The sequence below is a fragment of the Pedobacter hiemivivus genome, assembly GCF_004331685.1.
In the GTDB taxonomy this organism is placed as follows: domain Bacteria; phylum Bacteroidota; class Bacteroidia; order Sphingobacteriales; family Sphingobacteriaceae; genus Pedobacter; species Pedobacter hiemivivus.
In genome coordinates, this window is record NZ_SJSM01000018.1 from 80,803 (window position 1) to 99,719 (window position 18,917).

The window sequence follows — 18,917 nt, forward strand, 5'->3', positions numbered from 1 at the left end:
GAATTTCATCTGTTTTTTTTAATCTTAAATATTACCAGATTTAATTCGACTTTGTAATGGTAATATAGCCTTTTATTGCGCGCTTGTCGGTACCAAAGTTTATGAGATAGTAATAAGTACCTTCTGCCAACGGTAAGCCATTCAGTGTACCTTCCCAGCTGTTGTCATACCCTTTTTTACTGTATATCAAACGACCGCTTCGGTCAAAGATTTTCACCTCATTGTTCGGATAAAAATCGATATTTTCAATCAACCACTTATCATTATAACCGTCACCATTTGGAGACAGGATATTGATCGCTTTTACTTTCTCGTAATCTTCCAACACGGTTAATGTAAAGGTTTTGCTTTCCGAACAGCCACTCGCATTGGTCACAGTTACCGTATAGGTAGTGGTTTCTCTTGGTCTTACCTCAATTGTCGCCGAATTCAGTGCGCCATTAATGCTGCTGTTGGCTGCCCAGGCATAGCTGGTTCCTCCGGTTGCGGTTAGTAACACCCGCTCTCCTTTACTGATCTGTATGCCTTTATCACTGTTGATAGAAATTACAGGTAAAGCATTTACGGTGATGGTAAATGTTCTGCTGTAGGTATCCACGCCACCATTGGCTGTACCGCCATTGTCTTTCACCGTTACCGTTACAGTGGCTGTTCCGGCTATGGCTCCAGCTTTAATCCGGTAGTTAACCGTTGCAGTAGCTCCGCTGCCGGTAACTCCTAAGCCTTCAAACAGGTTAGGATTATTGCTGCTCACCGTTAAAGCTGTAGTTTGTGCCGTTTCAGGACCAGCACTGATGCCAGTTAAAGCTACTGTTTGTCCTGTTGTAGTAAAACAGATGGTCTGGTTGCTGATTGCTGCCAATGTCGGGATTTCATTCACATCACTTAAAGCAATGTTCAGCACTTTATCCAGACTCAAACCATATTGTGTGGTGCTTCTCACCAGCACACTGTAACTGGCTTTGGTCTCAAAATTAAGTACCGATGCCGTATTGATCTTATTTCCTGCAATGGCAAACAATGCATTATCAGTATCACCTGTACCTGCAACCAGCGTATAAGTGAAGGTGGCAGAAGGGTCATCCGAAGTACTGCTCAAAGTACCGGCATTGGTACCCGCCACACTATTTTCATAAAGGGTCACACCTGCAAGGGTGATGCTGGTAGGCGCACCTGGTTTTACTTTCAGGTTACCAGCCACATAGCTGATGGTATAGTTCACTGCTGCTGCTCCGCTAACCGTGATCGGATAATCTCCAATCGGACTATTTGTAACCGCAGACGTCGTGAAAGTTGGCTGAGTAGTTAACACAGCACTAGTTTCCCCGTTTGCAAGTCCAGTGTAACTCGCTGTTAACACCGGATTTGCTGTACCTGCGAATTTCTCCTTAGGATCAGCAGTAATGGTCAGGGCTTTTCTAACAACAGTTAAGGTACCATTCACATAAGTGATGTTATAATTACTTAAATCTACACCAGTTGCTGCCGAGGCCACAATCGGATAGGTTGAACCCGCCACTGTAGCTGTTCCTGCGGCTCCAGTACTGTTCAAAGTTACCGAAGCAACCGTATTGCCATTGATCAATCCCACCGATGTAAATTCCGTACCGGCAAATGTAACGGCATCACCATAAGTTTTGGTTCTTGCCGAAGCAGTAATAGTTAGTGCTTTTTGGCTAACCGTTAATGTACCATTCGGATTACTAACTGCATAATTGCTCAGCTTGCTACCAGGATCTACTAAAGTAGCCACAATTGGGTAAGTACTACTGGTAGTAGCTGCTGCTACTGCACCTGTACTGTTCCGGATTAAAGTGATGTTATCTCCGTTGACAATACCGCTGATGCTTCCTACAAAGTCAACATTGGTCAATACATCACCATATGCTTTAGAACGGTCAGTGTTGACAATTGTCAATGTTTTCTGGTTAACCGTCAAAGCACCGTCTAAATACGTAATGGCATAGTTGTTTAAGCCCGTACCCGTCGCTGCTGAAGCTACAATCGGATAAGTTGAACCCGCCACTGTAGCTGTTCCTGCGGCTCCAGTACTGTTCAAAGTTACCGAAGCAACCGTATTGCCATTGATCAATCCCACCGGTGTAAATTCTGTACCGGCAAAAGCAACCACATCACCATAAGTTTTCGTTCTTGCATTAGCTGTAATGGTCAGTGCTTTTTGCGTTACTGTTAAGGTACCATTCGGATTGCTGACTGCATAATTGCTTAATTTACTATCCGGATCGGCCAGGGTAGCTATAATAGGATAAGTACTTCCACTAGTCGCTGCTGCCACTGCACCTGTACTACTCCGGGTTAAGGTAATGTTATCACCATTCTGGATACCGGTAATACTTCCTGTAAAATCGGTATTTGTCAACACATCCCCGTACGCCTTCGAACGATCCACGTTAACAACCACTAAAGCTTTCTGGCTAACTGTTAAGGCACCATTTACATAGGCGATGGCATAGTTATCCAGACCGGTACCGATTGGCGCCGAAGCTATAATCGGATAAGTTGAACCGGCTACTGTAGCTGTTGCTGCAGCGCCTGTACTGGTCAAAGTTACTAAAGTAACGGTATTGCCGTTGATCAATCCTACTGGGGTAAATTCTGTACCAGCAAAAGTAACCGCATCACCATAGCTTTTGCTTCTTGCAGCCGCCGTAATGGTTAGTGTTTTTTGTGTAACAGTTAATGTACCATCCGGATTGCTAACCGTATAATTGGTTAATTTATTCCCCGGATCCGCTAAAGTAGCTACGATAGGATATGTAGTTGCTGTAGTTGCAGTCGCCCCTGCTCCTGTACTACTTCTGGTTAAGGTAATGTTGTCACCGTTTACAATACCAGTGATACTTCCTGTAAAGTCAGTATTCGTTAACACATCACCATATACTTTGGAACGACTGGTGTTAACAATGGTCAATATTTTTGTATCCGCGGTTAAAGTCTGTACAACAGGCGTTGCTGCATTAAAACTTCCGCTACCTGTCTGTGTTGCGGTAATCACTGTACTTCCGGCTTTCAATATCGTTGCCATATTCCCTGCAATACTCACTACTGAAGGATCAGTAGCCGTATAAGCCACAGTTAAACCTGCTGAAGAAGTAGCATTGCCCAAAGCAAAAGCCGCATCTCCGTAAGTCCTGGTGCCAATTGCATTAAAAGTAATCGTTTGGTTTCCTTTTGGAACTGCGCTAACATCAGCACTTACTGTCCCAATATTACCTGCCTGATCAATGGCCAGAATCTGGTAATAATAAGTAGTACCATTGATCAATCCAGTGTTGGTATAAGTTGTGGTTCCGGCAGTGATCTCCGTCAGCGTAGTTGTCGGATTAGGGCTTGTTCCGGATAAAATCCTGTATTTCGCCAGATCGGTATCTGTATTGGCTGTCCAGTTCAATACCACCTGTGTATCGCCTGATGTTGCAGCTAAACCAACAGGAATTGCTGGAGCCTGGCTATCAAAAGTAAGAGTCGGTGTGGTTCCTGCACCACCATTATTTCCTGCAACATCGGTATAAGTACTTGCTGCAACAGTAATACTGCCAGTTCCGCTATTGGTCGCCAGGGCCGGGGTAAAGGTTGCCGTACGGGTTAAACCTGTACCCGAAATCGCAGCTAAAGTACCGCCAGTAACCAGCACATCCCCTGTTGTTCCGTTCCAGGTAAATGTCGCACCCGGATCTTCAGTAAAGGTAAAAGTGATTGTTGCAGTTTCGCCTGCTTTCAAGGTCGCAACATTACTAGTAATGGACATTGTTGGCGAAGTCGTATCAATGGTAATGGCTAAGCCTGTAGAAGCTCCCCCCACATTACCTGCCCCATCTGTAGCTTTTGCAGTAAGGGTATGTGGGTTGGCTAAAAGCGTTGAACTGGTAATTGACCAGTTACCACCAGTAGCTACAGCTGTACCGAGTACAGTTGTACCGTCAGTATCATATAAAGTTACCGTAGCACCAGTCTCGGCTGTGCCTGTAATAACAGGTGTAGTAACATTGGTTATTTTATCTGTTGGAGAAGTACCACTATCACTGGCTGTTGCCAATACTGGAGTGGATGGTGCTGCCGGAACCTGGGTGTCAAAAGTAAGTGTTGGGGTTGTTCCTGCGCCTCCGTTGTTTCCTGCGATGTCGGTATAGGCCGCTGCTGCAACAGTAATACTAGCCGTTCCGTTATTGGTACTTGCTGCTGGGGTAAAAGTTGCCGTTCGGGTTGAACCTGTACCAGAAATGGCTCCTAAAGTACCACCGATAACCACCACGTCACCTGTTGTTCCATTCCATGTAAAGCTGGTAGATGGATCTTCAGAAAAAGTAAAAGTGATGGTGGCGGTTTCGCCGACTTTCAATTGCGGTACATTACTGGTAATTGCCAAGGTAGGTGAAGTGGTGTCAATGGTGATACTCAGCGGACTCGAAAGTACACCCACATTTCCTGCTGCATCTGTCGCTCTCGCTCTTATGTCATGTACAGCGGCTGTTAGCGCCGGCAAAGTAACTGACCAGTTCCCTCCGGTAGCCGTTCCTGTATTCAGTACAGTTGTACCATCAGTATCATATAAAGTAATTGTAGCACCTGCTTCTGCTGTCCCTGTAATCACAGGTGTAGTTACATTGGTTATATTGTCTGTGTTGGAAGTGCCACTGTTGCTGGCTGTTGCCAATACTAGGGCTGATGGTGCATTTGGTGCCAAGTTATCAATAACGATAGCTTTATTCGCGCCCAATGATCCTGCAGTCCCTGGTGCAGCTAAAGTAAGTACGGCATCATTTCCTGTACCATCTTTCATGGTTCCGCCGTTTAAAGCCAAAGAAGTTATATCGGCATAATCGAGGTCGGCACTATTCTGACCAGCGCCCACACTATAAGTAAAAGTAAGTGTATTGGTGGTGTTGCCTGATGCATAATTTGCAGTAGCGCCACTGTTTAGTGCAAGGGTAGGCGTCCCTGTCACATTAACCTCAGTGGAGAAAGTAATCTGTATAGACACCGTAGCGCCCATTTTATAAGAGCCATTGGCAGTTGAAGCGGTTACGTTTGTAACTGCAGGCGGAAGTTGAAAAATGGGTTGAGTACCTGGGAAACCTCCTGTCGGATCGCCAGGAGTCAACACAACGGGTGTGGTCTCATTGTGCGACCAGTTGGTTATCCCAGCTAGATCGGCCAATAGCTGATCCTTAGTACCTATAATATCACCAGTATAGATAATAAAATCACCGTGAAGTGTACTCCCTGTAAATGCTGTAGAAAAATTCCCCGCTGCTAAAAGAGGGGGGAGATAAGAGGACGTAGCCGTTACTGCGCCTGCACTTTGCCATGATCCTGAAGCAGTTGCCTGTCCATTAGGGCTATTAGTAGACCAATTGGAAAAGGCATAAATGAAGGATGGACTAGCTACCGACCCCGTATAGATAAACCAATTATCCCCACCACTTGCAGTAACCAAACTTGACCATCCCGTAACACTAGTTGTACCATAGGCATTCAAACCAGGTGCAGTTGGTGAGCCACCAGGAAGAATGGTAGTATTAATTACTGTTCCTGCAGGGATTATAGCGTTAGTTGTCCAGGTAATCAAACCTTCTGCCACAGTATTGGACACGTCAAAAGCAGAAGGTCCCCAGCCTCTATCCGTGATATAAATCACCTGTCCTGATGGGATTGTAGCAAGGGTAACAATAGCCAATTCGGCCGTTGTGGTCGTGCTGGCATTATAACCAATAATGGCAATATCCCCAGCGGCTATTTGTGCCGTACTTTTAAAGCCAAACAGGAACAAAAAGCAGAACAGGAACAGTTTAGTAATATTTTTCATAGCAGTATCTTTAGATGAAAAGCGCATTCACAGGTACGGCTTATTACGAGCAGGTGAATACCTACTCGTAATAAGCCTATTTTAAATTAATTCCTTGACGGAAAATAGCCTTCCATACAAATGATGTAAGTCAGTGCAAGCACAGGTTGCAAAATAGAAATTGGCTGATTACCCCCAGTAAGCCCAACAGTTGTTGTAACAGATGATGGAGCAAGCGCAACATTAGGAGCACCAGTAGCATACATTGTAACATTATCCGTATTAATATCTTTAGCCAGCCCTATTGAAGTCGTAGCAGAAGGAATCGCTGCAGGTGTCCCCGTATTGTTGACATTTAAAGTAGAAGTAGCAGTATGGTTATGTGAAGGCATGTTAGTGGTCAAAATTGATACACTTTCAGTACCTGTCACCTCTCCTAATGTATAATTTGACAGCCCTGGCCCCTGTCCCCACCCAACCGCTACTCTACCACGTAGATCCGGCAACGCAAAGGTTGTTTGACCATTCCCACCGTACGTGGTACCAAGAATCGAAAAAAGTGCTGAGTTCTGCGCAATACCAATAATCTGTCCATTACACAACTGCCAACCTCTTGGTGCAAAACTTCCCGCAAAAACCTTTACCACACCTATAAAATCTTCCATAATTTTTTTTATTTAATTTATATTTTCTGTTTACTAATTTAAATTCAGGAACCTATCACCTTGCTTTAATCCCATTGCACACCATTTTTTTCCGCTAAAAATGCCATTCTCAGTCTCCACAATATTGAATAGCAACAGTTGCTTATCCGCAGTAAGAACCATTGGTCCGTGATGTGGGTCAACATGAAAAACTGTTCCGGGAACAACAGTACCAGGCTCAAACTTTCCATCTACCCCAGAAACTTCCAGAATTCGAACCGGCTGTTCGTTCAAATAGCTAATAGCACCGTTATACCTGGGATTTGCAGCATTCACCAAATTTTCAATCTCTACCGCCGACTGTTGTTCCCAGTTAATTGTGAGATCATCAACTTGCGGACGCTTAAAATAACTAGTTTGGATCTCAGATTCTGCTGCAATATATTTTTCCGCCAAAATGTTCTGAAATATTTCATCAAGGTTCTGTGACAACAGTAATGTCAATCGGACAGCTGCAAGTCCATAATTCTCTCCTGGCATCAAAACCATTGCTTTCCTGAAAACCAAGGGGCCCTCATCAAGTACATCGGTCATTTTGTGTATGCTCAAGCCAATCTCCTTTAGACCATTTTTTAATTGCCAGAATACAGGATCAGGACCTTTGTAGGCTGGCAGCATACTATAATGCACATTAAATACACCTTTCTCCGGAATATTTAGGATACTTTCAGGAATTTTAAAAGGAAAAGTCATGACTAGCGCAGCATTGCAACCAGTCTCCAAAATCCAGGAATTTACTTCCCGACCTTTTTTTAGATCAGCAGCACTTACTTTCAATAAAGGAATTTGCTGTGCTTCCACATATTCAACTGTACTTAATAAATCATTATTAGAAGTATCAGGAATAATAATTCCAACAACTTGAATATGATCTAATATACCTGTCACTGTTTTAACAAACAGAGAGCTGTTAGCGAATATGAGAATTTTCATTAATTAAGACGATAGATAGATGATTATGACATAAACGTAGAGAAAAAAAAATAAACATCCACAATAAAAAAAAATTTATTTCGTTCGATGTTTTTTTATAACTTTCGTTTTTATAAAAATTATTCCCATGGTATCAAAACGAAGGTCATTTTTAAAAAACTCATCAATTCTTGCGGGCTCCATATTATTGGGTAGCTCAGTGGATAGCATAGCCGCTTTCAGCAAGGAATTAAATGGAACTTTAGCTAGCAATGCCCTTTCCATTTTACATACCTCCGGTTTATCAGGTTCTCTTAATCCTGTTGCCGGACCCTTTGGAGGATTAAAAAAGGTAAATCAACTTTTCATTAGACGCGATATCAGCCATTTAATACTCGATTCAGGAAACTTTCTTCAGGAGGGGGGCCAAACAGAGGATCATTTCGAAGTGATCAGGTTGATGAATAAAATGGGATACCGGGCGACAACGATTGGCAAAAATGAGCTATCTATGGGCCAGGAACAACTCGCTGCAATTTTACCTGCTTTAAATTTCGAACTGGTTAACTGCAATTATAATTTTAGTCATACAACATTATCTTCACGTATAAAACCATATATAATACTGAATTCCGGAAAAATTAAAATTGGAATTACTGGGGTTGGTAATTGCTCTCCTATTGCCGGTGTTCAAATAAGTGAACCTTTTCAGGCAGTAAATCAAATCGCCAAAAAACTAAAAAGAGATTTAAAATGTGATTTTGTTATTTGTCTAACACAGTTTAGCAAAAATACAAAAACATACAATGATAAGAAATTAGCTGAAGCCTCAGAATACATCGATTTAATCATTGGTGGAGAGCCGGGAAAAGTTATAAAGAATGCCTACGTGGTAAAAAATCAGAAGAAATATGACGTACTCGTTAGCCAGGCAGGTTCAAAAGGAAAAACCGTCGGTGAATTAACCTACGAGTTTAATCAGTTTAATACAATTAGAAGCTTAAAACACAAATATAGTATTTCAGGCATGTCCCAATATGCTAGCTTAAAGCAAAAACATGAGGTATTTCAACTGCTTACCGCGGCTGTCTGATGCACTGTTTTAAAAAGAACGTTAGCTGATCAAGACACACTTTCGGTGAAGATCTGGTTGTTTCTATAACGAGTGCAGCCTTATCGGGGGCATCAAAAGTATCATTTACCCCAGTAAGGTTGTAAATTTTTTCCAGATGTTTATCCGGCAGCATTGCTTTGTAGTAAAGTCCTTTTGTATCTCTTTTTATTAGTGTTTCAAGCTCGCACTTTATCCATACCACTTCTGCCTGATGAGTTAAACGGATATGGTTACGTCCTATTTCAAAAGGATTGATTATGGAAAGGATCAGCACATCATATTGCGACCTTAGTTTTTCCGCCTCTGCTGCAATCCGTCTTACGTTTTCAAGTCGGTCAGCTTTACTAAAACCAAGATCTTTGCACAAAGTCAGCCGATAATGATCCCCATCCAGAACCATTACCTTTAGTCCCTCCTTTTCAAATTGATGGAATACGGCATTTGCCAGGGTAGTCTTTCCAGATCCCGAAAGACCGCAAAACTGAACAATTACACCCATCTAGATTTTTGTAAAACTGATATATTGAACAAATCTTGGCAGGTCCGATTGGTTTTTGCCCGCAGCATGAGGAATAGTATTCTGCCAAAGGATTAGATCTCCCTTTTCACCAGGAACAGGCACCGACCGCTCTGTTATCCGCATGTACTCATGTGCCCTATCTAAAGAAGAAAAATCCCTTATCCAGTCTTTAAACTTATTGTTAAAGCCGGGAACCAAATGCAATGGCCCTCTTTCAACAGGGACATCATCCAAATAAACCAGGGCTTGAATGTGCGGTGTAACAGGAAGGGACAAATCCAAATCCCAATGTAAATTACCATGCCTAAATGCCCAGCTCTGCGTTTCGGGCGGGTTATAACCTAGTTTCTCCGTGTTCGGAATAATTTTAGTGCTTTTATAAAGAGCTGCAAATATATCAAAGATGTGTGGGTCTTGCCTGATGACCTCCATCTCTTCGTTCTGATATAGCTGAAGCATAATCCCCTGCCAATCCGGATGGGGAATATACCAGGTTTCAGGAAATTCGAGATGAAGGTTCAGATACCGGCAAATTCTATGCTTCACTGCATCACAACTTGCTCCGTCAACAACTTTAGGTATCCTTAAATAGCCATTTTCTTCCCAAAATTTAACTTGTTCTGCACTCAGCACATTAGAAGACAAAACTTCAGTTGTTTCAGGGCCCTTCTCAAGGTTTTGCCATTTTTTAAATTGCTCATCCGCACGATTTACAAAATCCTGTCCCTTCAACAGAGTAACCCAATCTATAAAATGTTCAAAATCCCTGCATTCGGAATATAGAAAAAAGTAAGTTTCAAATTTCCCAAGTCCGTAAATGCCCAACCATATTGTCTCGATATGGTCAAAATCTGAATCCGCTAAATTCCGAACCCCTGATTTCCTGATCTGATGTGTCTCGTATAACAGTTTGCTAAAGTTGCAGTTTATCATTTTACTATGCTTAACTCTAATTAATTGTACTAATATTTTTTAAATTGAAGGTATGCCTCCATACAATGATGATAATAATGACGAATCTCAGCCGCCTTATCCTTTTTAAAAAGTTCCTGGCCTGCTTTACTATGATAATTCAGACGGTTATAAATTCGTTCAGGATTATGAATTGAAATACCTGCAAATGCTGAAAATTCTGTCAGCATTTTAAATACTCCATCCCCATAATCGGTAAAAGCATTTTTTGGATGCCCCAACCGTTGTATATACTGCATTTGCAGAAAAAAATGCTCCAAAACATCAGCAGTATAACTGTTAAAATCACCTCCATATTCTTTTGAAGCATCAATTTTGAGCAAATCTTTGTTGACCATCCCAGGCACTGTATGTATACCACGTCGTTTTTCGTGTGAGGCAAGGACCTCATCGGGCCTACGGGATAAGAAAAAAAAGGGCGTATCCGGAAACCAGCTTCTTAACAATTCATAAAAGTGAAGGTGCCAGCTATCTAATTTAATGATATAGCCCGTTTCTTTCGAATTTCTGTGCTGCCCCATTAAATTTAATGCTGCCTTAAACCAGGCTTCTTTCTTTTCGGTTGGCAAGCTATCGTTCTTTTCTGAAGCCCTCAGGATCTCGTCTAGCAAAGGAGCCTCCGCAATGACAATATTTTCATCCATTTCGCAAAAAGCCTGCGTAACTAAAGTAGAACCACATCTCGATACATGAAAAATAAAGGCATTTGGTTTTAAATGTGGGATATTTTCAGCTACTTCTTTCATAAAATCTGGAGAACTAAAACTCTTAAGCATTGTTTTTTGCGCCCTCATACTTCTGCACTTCATGATTGTTTCATCAAAAAAGGGCTCAGCAATTTTTCTATCCTGCAAATCCATCCAGGTTACTTTCCAGCCCTCAAGCTCATCAAATAGCAACTGATATGGAACCCAGTTTTTTAAAGGGTGATCTTTATTCATAGGATGATAAATTCATACTTTTCAGACTGCTGGATTTTTTCATCATATTTAAAATCGAATCTTATTTATACCAAAGGTGTAACCAAAGATAAAAAAAAACGTTATTGTAGATAGCCTTCCATTCAAAATGTCCGTAAACGAAAAAAAGTTGGCTTCCAGCATATTGCCTTAAACCAACTTTTTAACTTTTATGTAGCCCGCAGGGGAATCGAACCCCTATTTCCAGAATGAAAATCTGGCGTCCTAACCGGTAGACGAGCGGGCCATTTAGTAAAGCGACTCACATTGCTGCTTATGCCTTACTTTTGGTAGCGGGGACCAGACTCGAACTGATGACCTTCGGGTTATGAGCCCGACGAGCTACCAACTGCTCCACCCCGCACTATATGTTTACAAAACTCCGTTTGTAAATGCTTTTGCCTCTTAAAACCGTTTAACTCGGCAATTGGCTTCCGTAGCCCGTAGGGGAATCGAACCCCTGTTTCCAGAATGAAAATCTGGCGTCCTCACCCCTAGACGAACGGGCCATTTAAGATTGCCTCAGCTTTATTAAAGCTGCGAACCTTTTGGTAGCGGGGACCAGACTCGAACTGATGACCTTCGGGTTATGAGCCCGACGAGCTACCAACTGCTCCACCCCGCACTATATACAATTTCTTTAGTGTTTGTTAAATCCTTAACTCTTCCTCCGAATTGGAATGCAAAGATATAATTCGTTCCTTTGCAATGCAAATTTATTTTAAAAAATATTTTCATGTCGCATAAAGCAGGTTTTGTAAGTATAATAGGTAAGCCCAATGTGGGCAAATCAACCCTAATGAATGCCCTAGTGGGCGAAAAGCTTTCTATCATTACTCCAAAAGCACAGACTACCCGTCACCGCATTTTAGGAATTGTGAACGAAGAAAGCTACCAAATTGTTTTTTCGGACACGCCCGGCATCATAAAACCGCTGTATGGTTTACAAGATTCTATGATGAGTTCAGTAAAAGGAGCATTGACTGATGCCGATTTAATTCTTTTTGTAACCGACATCAATGAGCAACATGATGAAAATGATGTGCTTGAAAAAATCATCAATACCGAAATCCCATTGGTGGTGCTTTTAAATAAAATTGATAACTCTACACAAGAACAAGTAGATGAGAAATTCGCTTACTGGCAGGAAAAGTTAAACCCTAAACATATATACGCGATCTCAGCCCTGCATAAGTATAACCTGGAAGGTATTTTGCCGATGATATTGGACTATATCCCCGAGCATCCAGCTTATTATGATAAGGAAGAATTAACGGACCGTAGCCAGCGCTTCTTTGTTTCGGAAATTATAAGAGAGAAAATATTCTTCAATTATAAAAAAGAAATCCCATACAGTACTGAGGTTATCGTTACTGCCTTTAAAGAAGAACAAAGTAAAAATGGACCAATGGTGCGCATCACCGCCGAGATTGTAGTTGAACGCGATTCGCAAAAGAACATTCTGATCGGAACAGGTGGTACAATGCTTAAAAAAGTAGGTATGGAGGCTCGTAAAGACATCGAGAAGTTCCTGGATCAGAAAGTTTTCCTGGAAACTTTTGTAAAGGTAATCCCAGATTGGCGCAGTAAAAAGAACTACCTCAAAAGCTTCGGTTACGACTAAGATTTCATAACAAAAAACTAAAATCAGTCATATCCACAGGATTGTGTATCTTTGTGGCTTTTAAAATATTCGTATAAAACACCCATGGCAAACATTATTGCAATTGTCGGAAGACCTAACGTAGGCAAATCTACCCTTTTTAACCGCTTAACTGAGAGTCGTAAAGCTATTGTTGATGATTTCAGCGGGGTAACGCGCGATCGTCATTATGGATCAGCAGAGTGGACAGATAAACAATTTACAGTGATCGATACTGGCGGTTATGTAGCCAATTCGGAAGATGTATTTGAAGCTGCCATCCGCGAGCAAGTAGTTATTGCCATAGAAGAAGCCACTGTGCTTTTGTTTATGGTTGATGTGACTACAGGCATTACCGATCTGGATGATGAGATTGCTCAATTGCTGAGACGCAGTAAAAAACCAGTATTCATTGTTGTAAATAAGGTAGACAATACCCAACTACAAAATGAAGCTGCTGTATTTTATAGTTTCGGTCTTGGAGAGATCCACCCGATATCCTCTATGACAGGATCAGGAACAGGAGATTTATTAGATGAGGTGATCAAACACTTCGAAGATCTCCCTGAGGAAGAGAATGCATTACCTAAGCTGACTATTGTAGGAAGACCAAATGTTGGTAAATCCTCTTTAATCAACGCACTAATTGGTAAAGAAAGAAATATTGTAACCCCTATTGCAGGTACTACAAGGGATTCGATCCATATCCACTACAATCAATTCGGTCACGAATTTATGTTTATTGATACTGCAGGTTTACGTAAAAAAACCAAAGTAAAAGAAAACATAGAATTTTACTCGGTAATGCGTACCATTAAAGCGATCGAAGAAGCCGATGTAGTGGTATTGATGATTGATGCCATGGATGGTTTGGAATCGCAGGATGTGAACATTTTCCACCTGGCAGAGAAAAACAAAAAAGGTATCGTTATCCTGGTTAACAAATGGGATTTAGTAGAGAAGAACAGCAAAACCGTAAATGTTTTTGAAGATCAGATTCGCCAAAAACTACAACCGTTTACTGATGTCCCTATCATCTTCACTTCAGTTGTCAACAAACAACGTATATTCCAGGCTATTGAAGCAGCGCTTGAGGTATTTAAAAACAGAGGGAAGAAAGTCCCTACATCAAAATTAAATGATGTGATGTTGCCAATCATAGAAAAATATCCACCTCCTGCATTGAAAGGAAAATACATTAAAATCAAATACATCACTCAGATCAATGGTACATCTCCGATGTTCGCCTTCTTCTGTAACCTTCCTCAATACATTAAAGAACCGTATAAACGTTTCATTGAGAATAAGCTACGTGAGAACTTTGATTTTAGCGGAGTGCCAATTCAAATCTATTTCAGACAGAAATAAAAAGAGTTTTACTGCAAGCTGGTCACAGCTTGCTTAACCATAGGATCACTTAGGTTTAATGCCCTATAATAACCGGCATCCCCTAAGTGATACTTGTATAAAAGCAGTTTGATTTCATTACAAATGAGTGCTTTTGAAGCACTCAACTGCTTCTGATCAATCACAACGTCCCTGTTCTGGATATACTTTACTAAGTCCTTATAGTCGAGATCACTGATGGAGAATGCAGACATATTTTGATCTAAGTAACTCGCATTATACCTATTGGCCAGCACATCATACACAAAATCAAACAATATCTTTTTAGAAATCAGCTTACTGTAAAACCTATTATACCCCATGGTATCTAGCTTTACATAAATATCAGGCTGAATCCCCCCTCTGGTAAGGTTTTTACTCTTTACCGTATCTTTTGCACTATATATATTATCGGTAGTCAGCTCACCATCGTTAAAACGGTCGTCAATTTCATTCTTATAGGCCGTATAGCCTTTTTTATACGATTTCTGGATACTCCTACCCAAAGGCGTATAATAGCGCGCAATGGTCAGGTTTAAAGCAGAGCCATCACCAAAAGGAAATTGTTCCTGCACTAGCCCTTTACCAAAAGATCGGCGACCGATGATCACCCCTCTACCCCAGTCCTGTACCGCACCCGCAAGAATCTCGCTCGCAGAAGCCGAGTTCTCATTAATCAGGACAGCTAGCTTACCTTGTTCAAACTCTCCCCCACCCGAAGTGGTATAGTCTGTACGAGGTTCGTGTTTTCCTTCTGTATATACGATCAGCTTGTTCTCTTGCAAAATTTGGTTGGCCAAACCAGTAGCAGCACTCAGGTAACCACCTCCATTATCTCGCAAGTCAAGAATCAGCTTTTTCATACCTTTTGACTTCAGCGTTTTTATAGCTTCTATAAAATCTTTGTCTGTATCTGCTCCGAACTTACTGATCCTGATATACGCCGTTTCGGGGTTTAACAGATAGGCAGCATCGATACTACTTACTTTTACACGGCTGCGGTTAACAAAAAAAACCACCTGCTGCGTATCTTTAGGATGAACGATAGTCAACTTCACAGCAGTGCCCTTTTTACCCCTGATCCGTCCAATCATCTGTTCCCTTGGCAAGGCTTTACCACTCACCATAACTGTATCTATTTTCAGGATTTTATCCCCTTGCTTAATCCCAGCATTAAAAGCGGGACCATCTTTTACCACATTGGTGACCAGCAAAGTATCGTTCAGAATATAATATTCAATACCGATCCCCTCAAAATTTCCCTCTAAGGCTTCAGTCAATTCATTAGCTTCAACTGCAGGAAGGTACATACTATGCGGATCCAGCTGATGCAGCAAACTATCGATAGGTAAGTGATTTAATGAGTCGGCGTTAACTTCATCAACATAGTTTTTATTGATGATATGAATGATTTCATCTACCTTTTCAGTATTGTTATTGGCAAACGTTACTGGCTTTTGAAACTGATACCCCTGATCCTTCAAAAATTTATAGCCCATAAACATTCCTACGATTAACGTAACCGAATAAGTAAGGGCGATTAAGACATTAAAATGGGTATTCTTTTTCATAGATAAACGCTGCGTAAAGTTATAAAATTACCCAGTCAAATAATAAATTAAACTATGTTCATTTGCAATTGTTTAGCTTTTTGATGGAATTATTACAGAAGGTTCAGAATTAGGTATAAATTATATGGTTTTTGCGCTTAAATTTCTTGTTTAACAAGAAAATAACGAATTTTATAAATCTATCCTTTCAATACAATTACGAGTAAAATAGAATGGATGGCTGAGTATAGCCATAAAACGAGATAAAAATACATAGAGAAAATATGATAAGAGTAACCGAGCAAGAGTCAAAGTACCATGATATCGACCAAATGTCGGTACTTGAAATTCTGAAAGGCATTAACGAAGAAGATAAACTTGTTCCACAATCTGTAGAAAAAGCGATCCCGCAAATAGAGAAATTAGCAACTGCAGTAGCAGAGCGAATGGCTGATGGGGGTAGATTATTTTACATTGGAGCGGGTACAAGCGGCCGTTTAGGTGTGGTTGATGCATCAGAATGTCCACCAACATTTGGCGTTCCTTTTGACTGGGTAGTTGGCATTATTGCTGGTGGCGATACGGCCATTAGAAAAGCTGTTGAAAACGCGGAGGATGATGTGAATCAGGCATGGATAGACCTTCAAGAGTACAACATCAATGCTAAAGATTCATTGATAGGACTGGCAGCTTCGGGCACTACACCTTATGTTGTATCAGGATTAAACACGGCTCGCAGCAAAGGAATCCTTACCGGATGTATCGTATGTAATGAAGGTGGCCCTATCGCTGCCGAAAGCGATTTCCCAGTAGAAGTAGTCGTTGGACCGGAATTTTTAACTGGATCAACACGTATGAAATCTGGCACAGCACAAAAACTAGTTTTAAATATGCTGAGTACCACTGTAATGATCAGATTAGGCCGGGTAAAGGGCAATAAAATGGTGGATATGCAGTTAACCAATCATAAACTGGTTGACAGGGGTACGCAAATGGTAATGGACGAATTACACATCGATTACGACCATGCCGCAGATTTACTATTGCGATACGGAAGCGTTCGCAAGGCTGTCGAAGCCAGTAGAGCAAATGATAACAAATAACTGCAAACAAGCATATGCACGAAATAGAACCTTATTATCTTTGGAGGGATGATTATATAGCAGCAGAGGATGAGCGTTCGCCGTTTTACAACACAGAGTATTCAGAGTTTTATTTTGACAAGCAGCTATACAACTACCTCATTCATCCACAATGGGATGATTTTGGATCGGGTACTTTATACCTGAAAGTATTGTATGTGGACTATGATAGAAACTTCGCGATCATTGAGTTTATGGGCGAGTGGAACGATGCTATTGGCAACGACATTATGCTTTTAAAACGTGAAATTCTGGAACTGATGATGGATGAAGGCATCAACAAATTCATCCTTATTGGTGAAAACGTGTTGAATTACCACTCTGCTGACGAAGATAGCTATTATGAAGAGTGGTTTCAGGAAGTTGAAGAGGGCTGGATTACTGGGATTAACTTCCAACAGCACGTCATCAACGAGTTCAAAAGTAGCAACATTGATTACTACATTAACTTTGGTGGACAGCTTGACGATTTGGCATGGCGCACCTTAAAACCACTTCAATTCTTTAAAAAAGTTGAAGAAACCCTGACAAAAAGGCTTGGGGCATAGCTTTTGTATGATAGAAACAATTAGTACCTTTAAATAAATTTAAAACAAATGGATAACAAAAATAATTACGACTGGTCACAACAATCTGTTTTTGTAGAAAAGACAACGGCTGGAGTGGCTAAGAAATTCTTTGCTAATGTGTTCTTATGGATGTTTGTGGCATTAAGCTTATCAAGCTTCGCAGCTTACTATATGTCGAGTACACCTGAAATGATGACTTACCTGATCAATCAGGAAACTGGTAAAATGGGTATGTTAGGTTGGGTAGCAATGCTTTCACCACTTGGATTGGTTTTATTGATGAGCGCTGGCCTTAACCGGCTTTCTTTTGGGGCATTAGTAGGTGTTTTCATCCTTTATTCTGTATTAACAGGGGTAAGCTTAAGCTTTATTCTACTAGCATACACCTCTGGTTCAGTATTGAGCTGCTTTATTGGTGCTGCCGGTATCTTTGGTATCATGGCTGTAATGGGCTATACCACCAATGTGGATTTAAGTAAGTTTGGCCCAATCTTAATGATCGGTGTAGTAGGCTTAGTGATTGCCAGTGTGATAAATATGTTCATTCAAAGTGCAAACTTTAGCTTGTTCATGGCCTTTATCGGTATCGCTATCTTTACGGCCTTAACTGCTTACGACGTTCAAAAACTGAAAAGAATAGGTGCTGGTTTAGAAGAAAGTGGTGCACAGATGCAAGATGCTGATACTAAGAAATTGGCCATCATGGGTGCTTTGTCACTTTATCTTGACTTCTTAAACATCTTCATTTACTTGCTAAGAATATTCGGAGACAGAAGATAATACTTCTTTACATAACAACGAAGCCCTCTGACCTAAAATCAGGGGGCTTCGTTGTTATCATCTTTTTAGGTGCTCCTCCTGCACTATCTAGCTAAATAATTACACTAGCGAATACTTCACAATATAAAAAACGATTACATTAGCACCGGCAGTGTTAGGTACTGCCACAAAACACACCTACACAAATGAACTACAAAAAACTACTTATCCTAAGCTTAATGCTATGCATTGGCTTGGCAGGCAAAGCCCAAGAATTTCTTAGCGCCAAATTCACAATCGAAGATTATAAAAAGGGAGTACAAGAAATTGAACTAACTTATAACACTTTCATTATCGGCATTAGCCCTAAAGGAGAAATTGCCTTTATTGAACCTTTAAAAAGAAGCAGACCAAACCAATGGGATGACTTTGAGGATAACCCTGTACGGGGCTTAAAAAACCTAGGAAATTTAAAAGTTACCTACTATGATAATTTTGATAAAATTAAGGCTGGAAAGATCAAATCAATAGATGGAATCGCATTTGACTATTACGGCACGTTTGATATGCATGACTCAAAAGGCAGCTTAAAATCTATTGGAAAAATGGCCATCAATTACAATAACGTATTTGATATGCGTGAACCTAAGGGCACGTTTAAATCAATTGGCGACATCTCTATCAAGTACAATAATGTATTTGACAGGGGCGAGATCCAAGAAAGCCTGAAATCAATTGGTCCGGTTCAAATTACATGGTATAAGGAGGATGAAGAAAAGCACGGAAAAATAAGATCTATCAGAGGAAATACGCAGGCATTGTACGTTACCAAAGCTAAGTACCACAACAACAATAATCTTAAATAAACTACTGAAATACAGA

General features: G+C 40.8%; 14 protein-coding genes and 4 tRNA genes. 7 read left to right on the top strand and 11 right to left on the bottom strand.

Translation table 11 applies throughout. The features are described from left to right. Nucleotides 1-40: 40 nt before the first annotated feature. From EZ444_RS20945 to EZ444_RS20955, 3 genes are all read right to left on the bottom strand, one after another. Nucleotides 41-5,827, bottom strand: a complete 5,787-nt coding sequence (locus EZ444_RS20945) for an MBG domain-containing protein (RefSeq protein ID WP_165503681.1) — start codon at nt 5,825-5,827, stop codon at nt 41-43. 86 nt (nt 5,828-5,913) lie between these two features. After that, the gene (locus tag EZ444_RS20950; protein ID WP_205945318.1) at nt 5,914-6,471 is read right to left on the bottom strand and encodes a phage tail protein; all 558 of its coding nucleotides are present in this window, start codon (nt 6,469-6,471) and stop codon (nt 5,914-5,916) included. Between the two features lie 33 nt (nt 6,472-6,504). Then, nucleotides 6,505-7,443, bottom strand: a complete 939-nt coding sequence (locus EZ444_RS20955) for a methionyl-tRNA formyltransferase (RefSeq protein ID WP_131611106.1) — start codon at nt 7,441-7,443, stop codon at nt 6,505-6,507. 127 nt (nt 7,444-7,570) lie between these two features. On the opposite strand from EZ444_RS20955, the gene EZ444_RS20960 reads away from it, so the two are divergent. Further along, nucleotides 7,571-8,515, top strand: coding sequence for a bifunctional UDP-sugar hydrolase/5'-nucleotidase (locus EZ444_RS20960; RefSeq protein ID WP_131611107.1), 945 nt, complete (start codon nt 7,571-7,573; stop codon nt 8,513-8,515). Here the strand turns inward: EZ444_RS20960 and cysC are convergent. The 7 genes from cysC to EZ444_RS20995 form a co-directional block, all read right to left on the bottom strand. Further along, nucleotides 8,499-9,035: an adenylyl-sulfate kinase gene (gene cysC / locus EZ444_RS20965; protein ID WP_131611108.1), complete on the bottom strand. Its 537-nt coding sequence runs from the start codon at nt 9,033-9,035 to the stop codon at nt 8,499-8,501. The genes EZ444_RS20960 and cysC overlap by 17 nt on opposite strands. Further along, complete coding sequence (locus EZ444_RS20970; RefSeq protein WP_131611109.1) at nt 9,036-9,989, bottom strand: phytanoyl-CoA dioxygenase family protein; 954 nt, start codon at nt 9,987-9,989, stop codon at nt 9,036-9,038. It abuts the gene before it with no gap. A 29-nt stretch (nt 9,990-10,018) separates the two neighbouring features. Then, nucleotides 10,019-10,969 (bottom strand): hypothetical protein, encoded by a 951-nt coding sequence (locus EZ444_RS20975; RefSeq protein ID WP_131611110.1) that lies wholly within the window; start codon nt 10,967-10,969, stop codon nt 10,019-10,021. A gap of 193 nt (nt 10,970-11,162) precedes the next feature. Then, nucleotides 11,163-11,234, bottom strand: a tRNA-Glu gene (locus EZ444_RS20980). Between the two features lie 41 nt (nt 11,235-11,275). Beyond that, nucleotides 11,276-11,351 (bottom strand) — tRNA-Met (locus EZ444_RS20985). 73 nt (nt 11,352-11,424) lie between these two features. After that, nucleotides 11,425-11,496, bottom strand: a tRNA-Glu gene (locus EZ444_RS20990). Between the two features lie 40 nt (nt 11,497-11,536). Beyond that, nucleotides 11,537-11,612, bottom strand: a tRNA-Met gene (locus EZ444_RS20995). A gap of 111 nt (nt 11,613-11,723) precedes the next feature. Here EZ444_RS20995 and era point away from each other — a divergent pair. Then, nucleotides 11,724-12,611 carry a GTPase Era gene (gene era / locus EZ444_RS21000; RefSeq protein WP_131611111.1) on the top strand — a complete coding sequence of 296 codons (888 nt, stop codon included), beginning with the start codon at nt 11,724-11,726 and terminating at the stop codon, nt 12,609-12,611. Between the two features lie 84 nt (nt 12,612-12,695). Further along, nucleotides 12,696-13,997: a ribosome biogenesis GTPase Der gene (der, locus tag EZ444_RS21005; protein ID WP_131611112.1), complete on the top strand. Its 1,302-nt coding sequence runs from the start codon at nt 12,696-12,698 to the stop codon at nt 13,995-13,997. An 8-nt stretch (nt 13,998-14,005) separates the two neighbouring features. On the opposite strand, the gene EZ444_RS21010 is transcribed toward der, so the two are convergent. Next, the gene (locus EZ444_RS21010) at nt 14,006-15,586 is read right to left on the bottom strand and encodes a S41 family peptidase (protein WP_131611113.1); all 1,581 of its coding nucleotides are present in this window, start codon (nt 15,584-15,586) and stop codon (nt 14,006-14,008) included. Nucleotides 15,587-15,849: 263 nt separating this feature from the next. Here EZ444_RS21010 and murQ point away from each other — a divergent pair, with 263 nt between their 5' ends. The 4 genes from murQ (at nt 15,850) to EZ444_RS21030 (ending at nt 18,901) form a co-directional block, all read left to right on the top strand. Next, the gene (murQ, locus tag EZ444_RS21015) at nt 15,850-16,668 is read left to right on the top strand and encodes an N-acetylmuramic acid 6-phosphate etherase (RefSeq protein WP_131611114.1); all 819 of its coding nucleotides are present in this window, start codon (nt 15,850-15,852) and stop codon (nt 16,666-16,668) included. 14 nt (nt 16,669-16,682) lie between these two features. Next, nucleotides 16,683-17,255, top strand: a complete 573-nt coding sequence (locus tag EZ444_RS21020; protein ID WP_131611115.1) for a hypothetical protein — start codon at nt 16,683-16,685, stop codon at nt 17,253-17,255. Between the two features lie 48 nt (nt 17,256-17,303). Continuing rightward, entirely contained in the window at nt 17,304-18,056 is a 753-nt protein-coding gene (locus tag EZ444_RS21025; protein WP_131611116.1) for a Bax inhibitor-1/YccA family protein, read from the top strand. Nucleotides 18,057-18,241: 185 nt separating this feature from the next. Next, a complete protein-coding gene (locus EZ444_RS21030; protein WP_131611117.1) occupies nt 18,242-18,901 on the top strand; it encodes a hypothetical protein in 660 nt (219 codons plus the stop codon). The last annotated feature ends 16 nt before the right edge of the window (nt 18,902-18,917 follow it).

Bases quoted from the DNA above. Each gene is read 5' to 3' on its own strand.
- EZ444_RS20960 (WP_131611107.1), top strand. From the start codon at position 7,571: ATGGTATCAAAACGAAGGTCATTTTTAAAAAACTCATCAATTCTTGCG.
- EZ444_RS20950 (WP_205945318.1), bottom strand. From the start codon at position 6,471: ATGGAAGATTTTATAGGTGTGGTAAAGGTTTTTGCGGGAAGTTTTGCA.
- EZ444_RS21025 (WP_131611116.1), top strand. From the start codon at position 17,304: ATGGATAACAAAAATAATTACGACTGGTCACAACAATCTGTTTTTGTA.
- era (WP_131611111.1), top strand. From the start codon at position 11,724: ATGTCGCATAAAGCAGGTTTTGTAAGTATAATAGGTAAGCCCAATGTG.
- EZ444_RS20970 (WP_131611109.1), bottom strand. From the start codon at position 9,989: ATGATAAACTGCAACTTTAGCAAACTGTTATACGAGACACATCAGATC.
- murQ (WP_131611114.1), top strand. From the start codon at position 15,850: ATGATAAGAGTAACCGAGCAAGAGTCAAAGTACCATGATATCGACCAA.
- EZ444_RS21020 (WP_131611115.1), top strand. From the start codon at position 16,683: ATGCACGAAATAGAACCTTATTATCTTTGGAGGGATGATTATATAGCA.
- der (WP_131611112.1), top strand. From the start codon at position 12,696: ATGGCAAACATTATTGCAATTGTCGGAAGACCTAACGTAGGCAAATCT.
- cysC (WP_131611108.1), bottom strand. From the start codon at position 9,035: ATGGGTGTAATTGTTCAGTTTTGCGGTCTTTCGGGATCTGGAAAGACT.
- EZ444_RS20975 (WP_131611110.1), bottom strand. From the start codon at position 10,969: ATGAATAAAGATCACCCTTTAAAAAACTGGGTTCCATATCAGTTGCTA.
- EZ444_RS20955 (WP_131611106.1), bottom strand. From the start codon at position 7,443: ATGAAAATTCTCATATTCGCTAACAGCTCTCTGTTTGTTAAAACAGTG.
- EZ444_RS20945 (WP_165503681.1), bottom strand. From the start codon at position 5,827: ATGAAAAATATTACTAAACTGTTCCTGTTCTGCTTTTTGTTCCTGTTT.
- EZ444_RS21010 (WP_131611113.1), bottom strand. From the start codon at position 15,586: ATGAAAAAGAATACCCATTTTAATGTCTTAATCGCCCTTACTTATTCG.
- EZ444_RS21030 (WP_131611117.1), top strand. From the start codon at position 18,242: ATGAACTACAAAAAACTACTTATCCTAAGCTTAATGCTATGCATTGGC.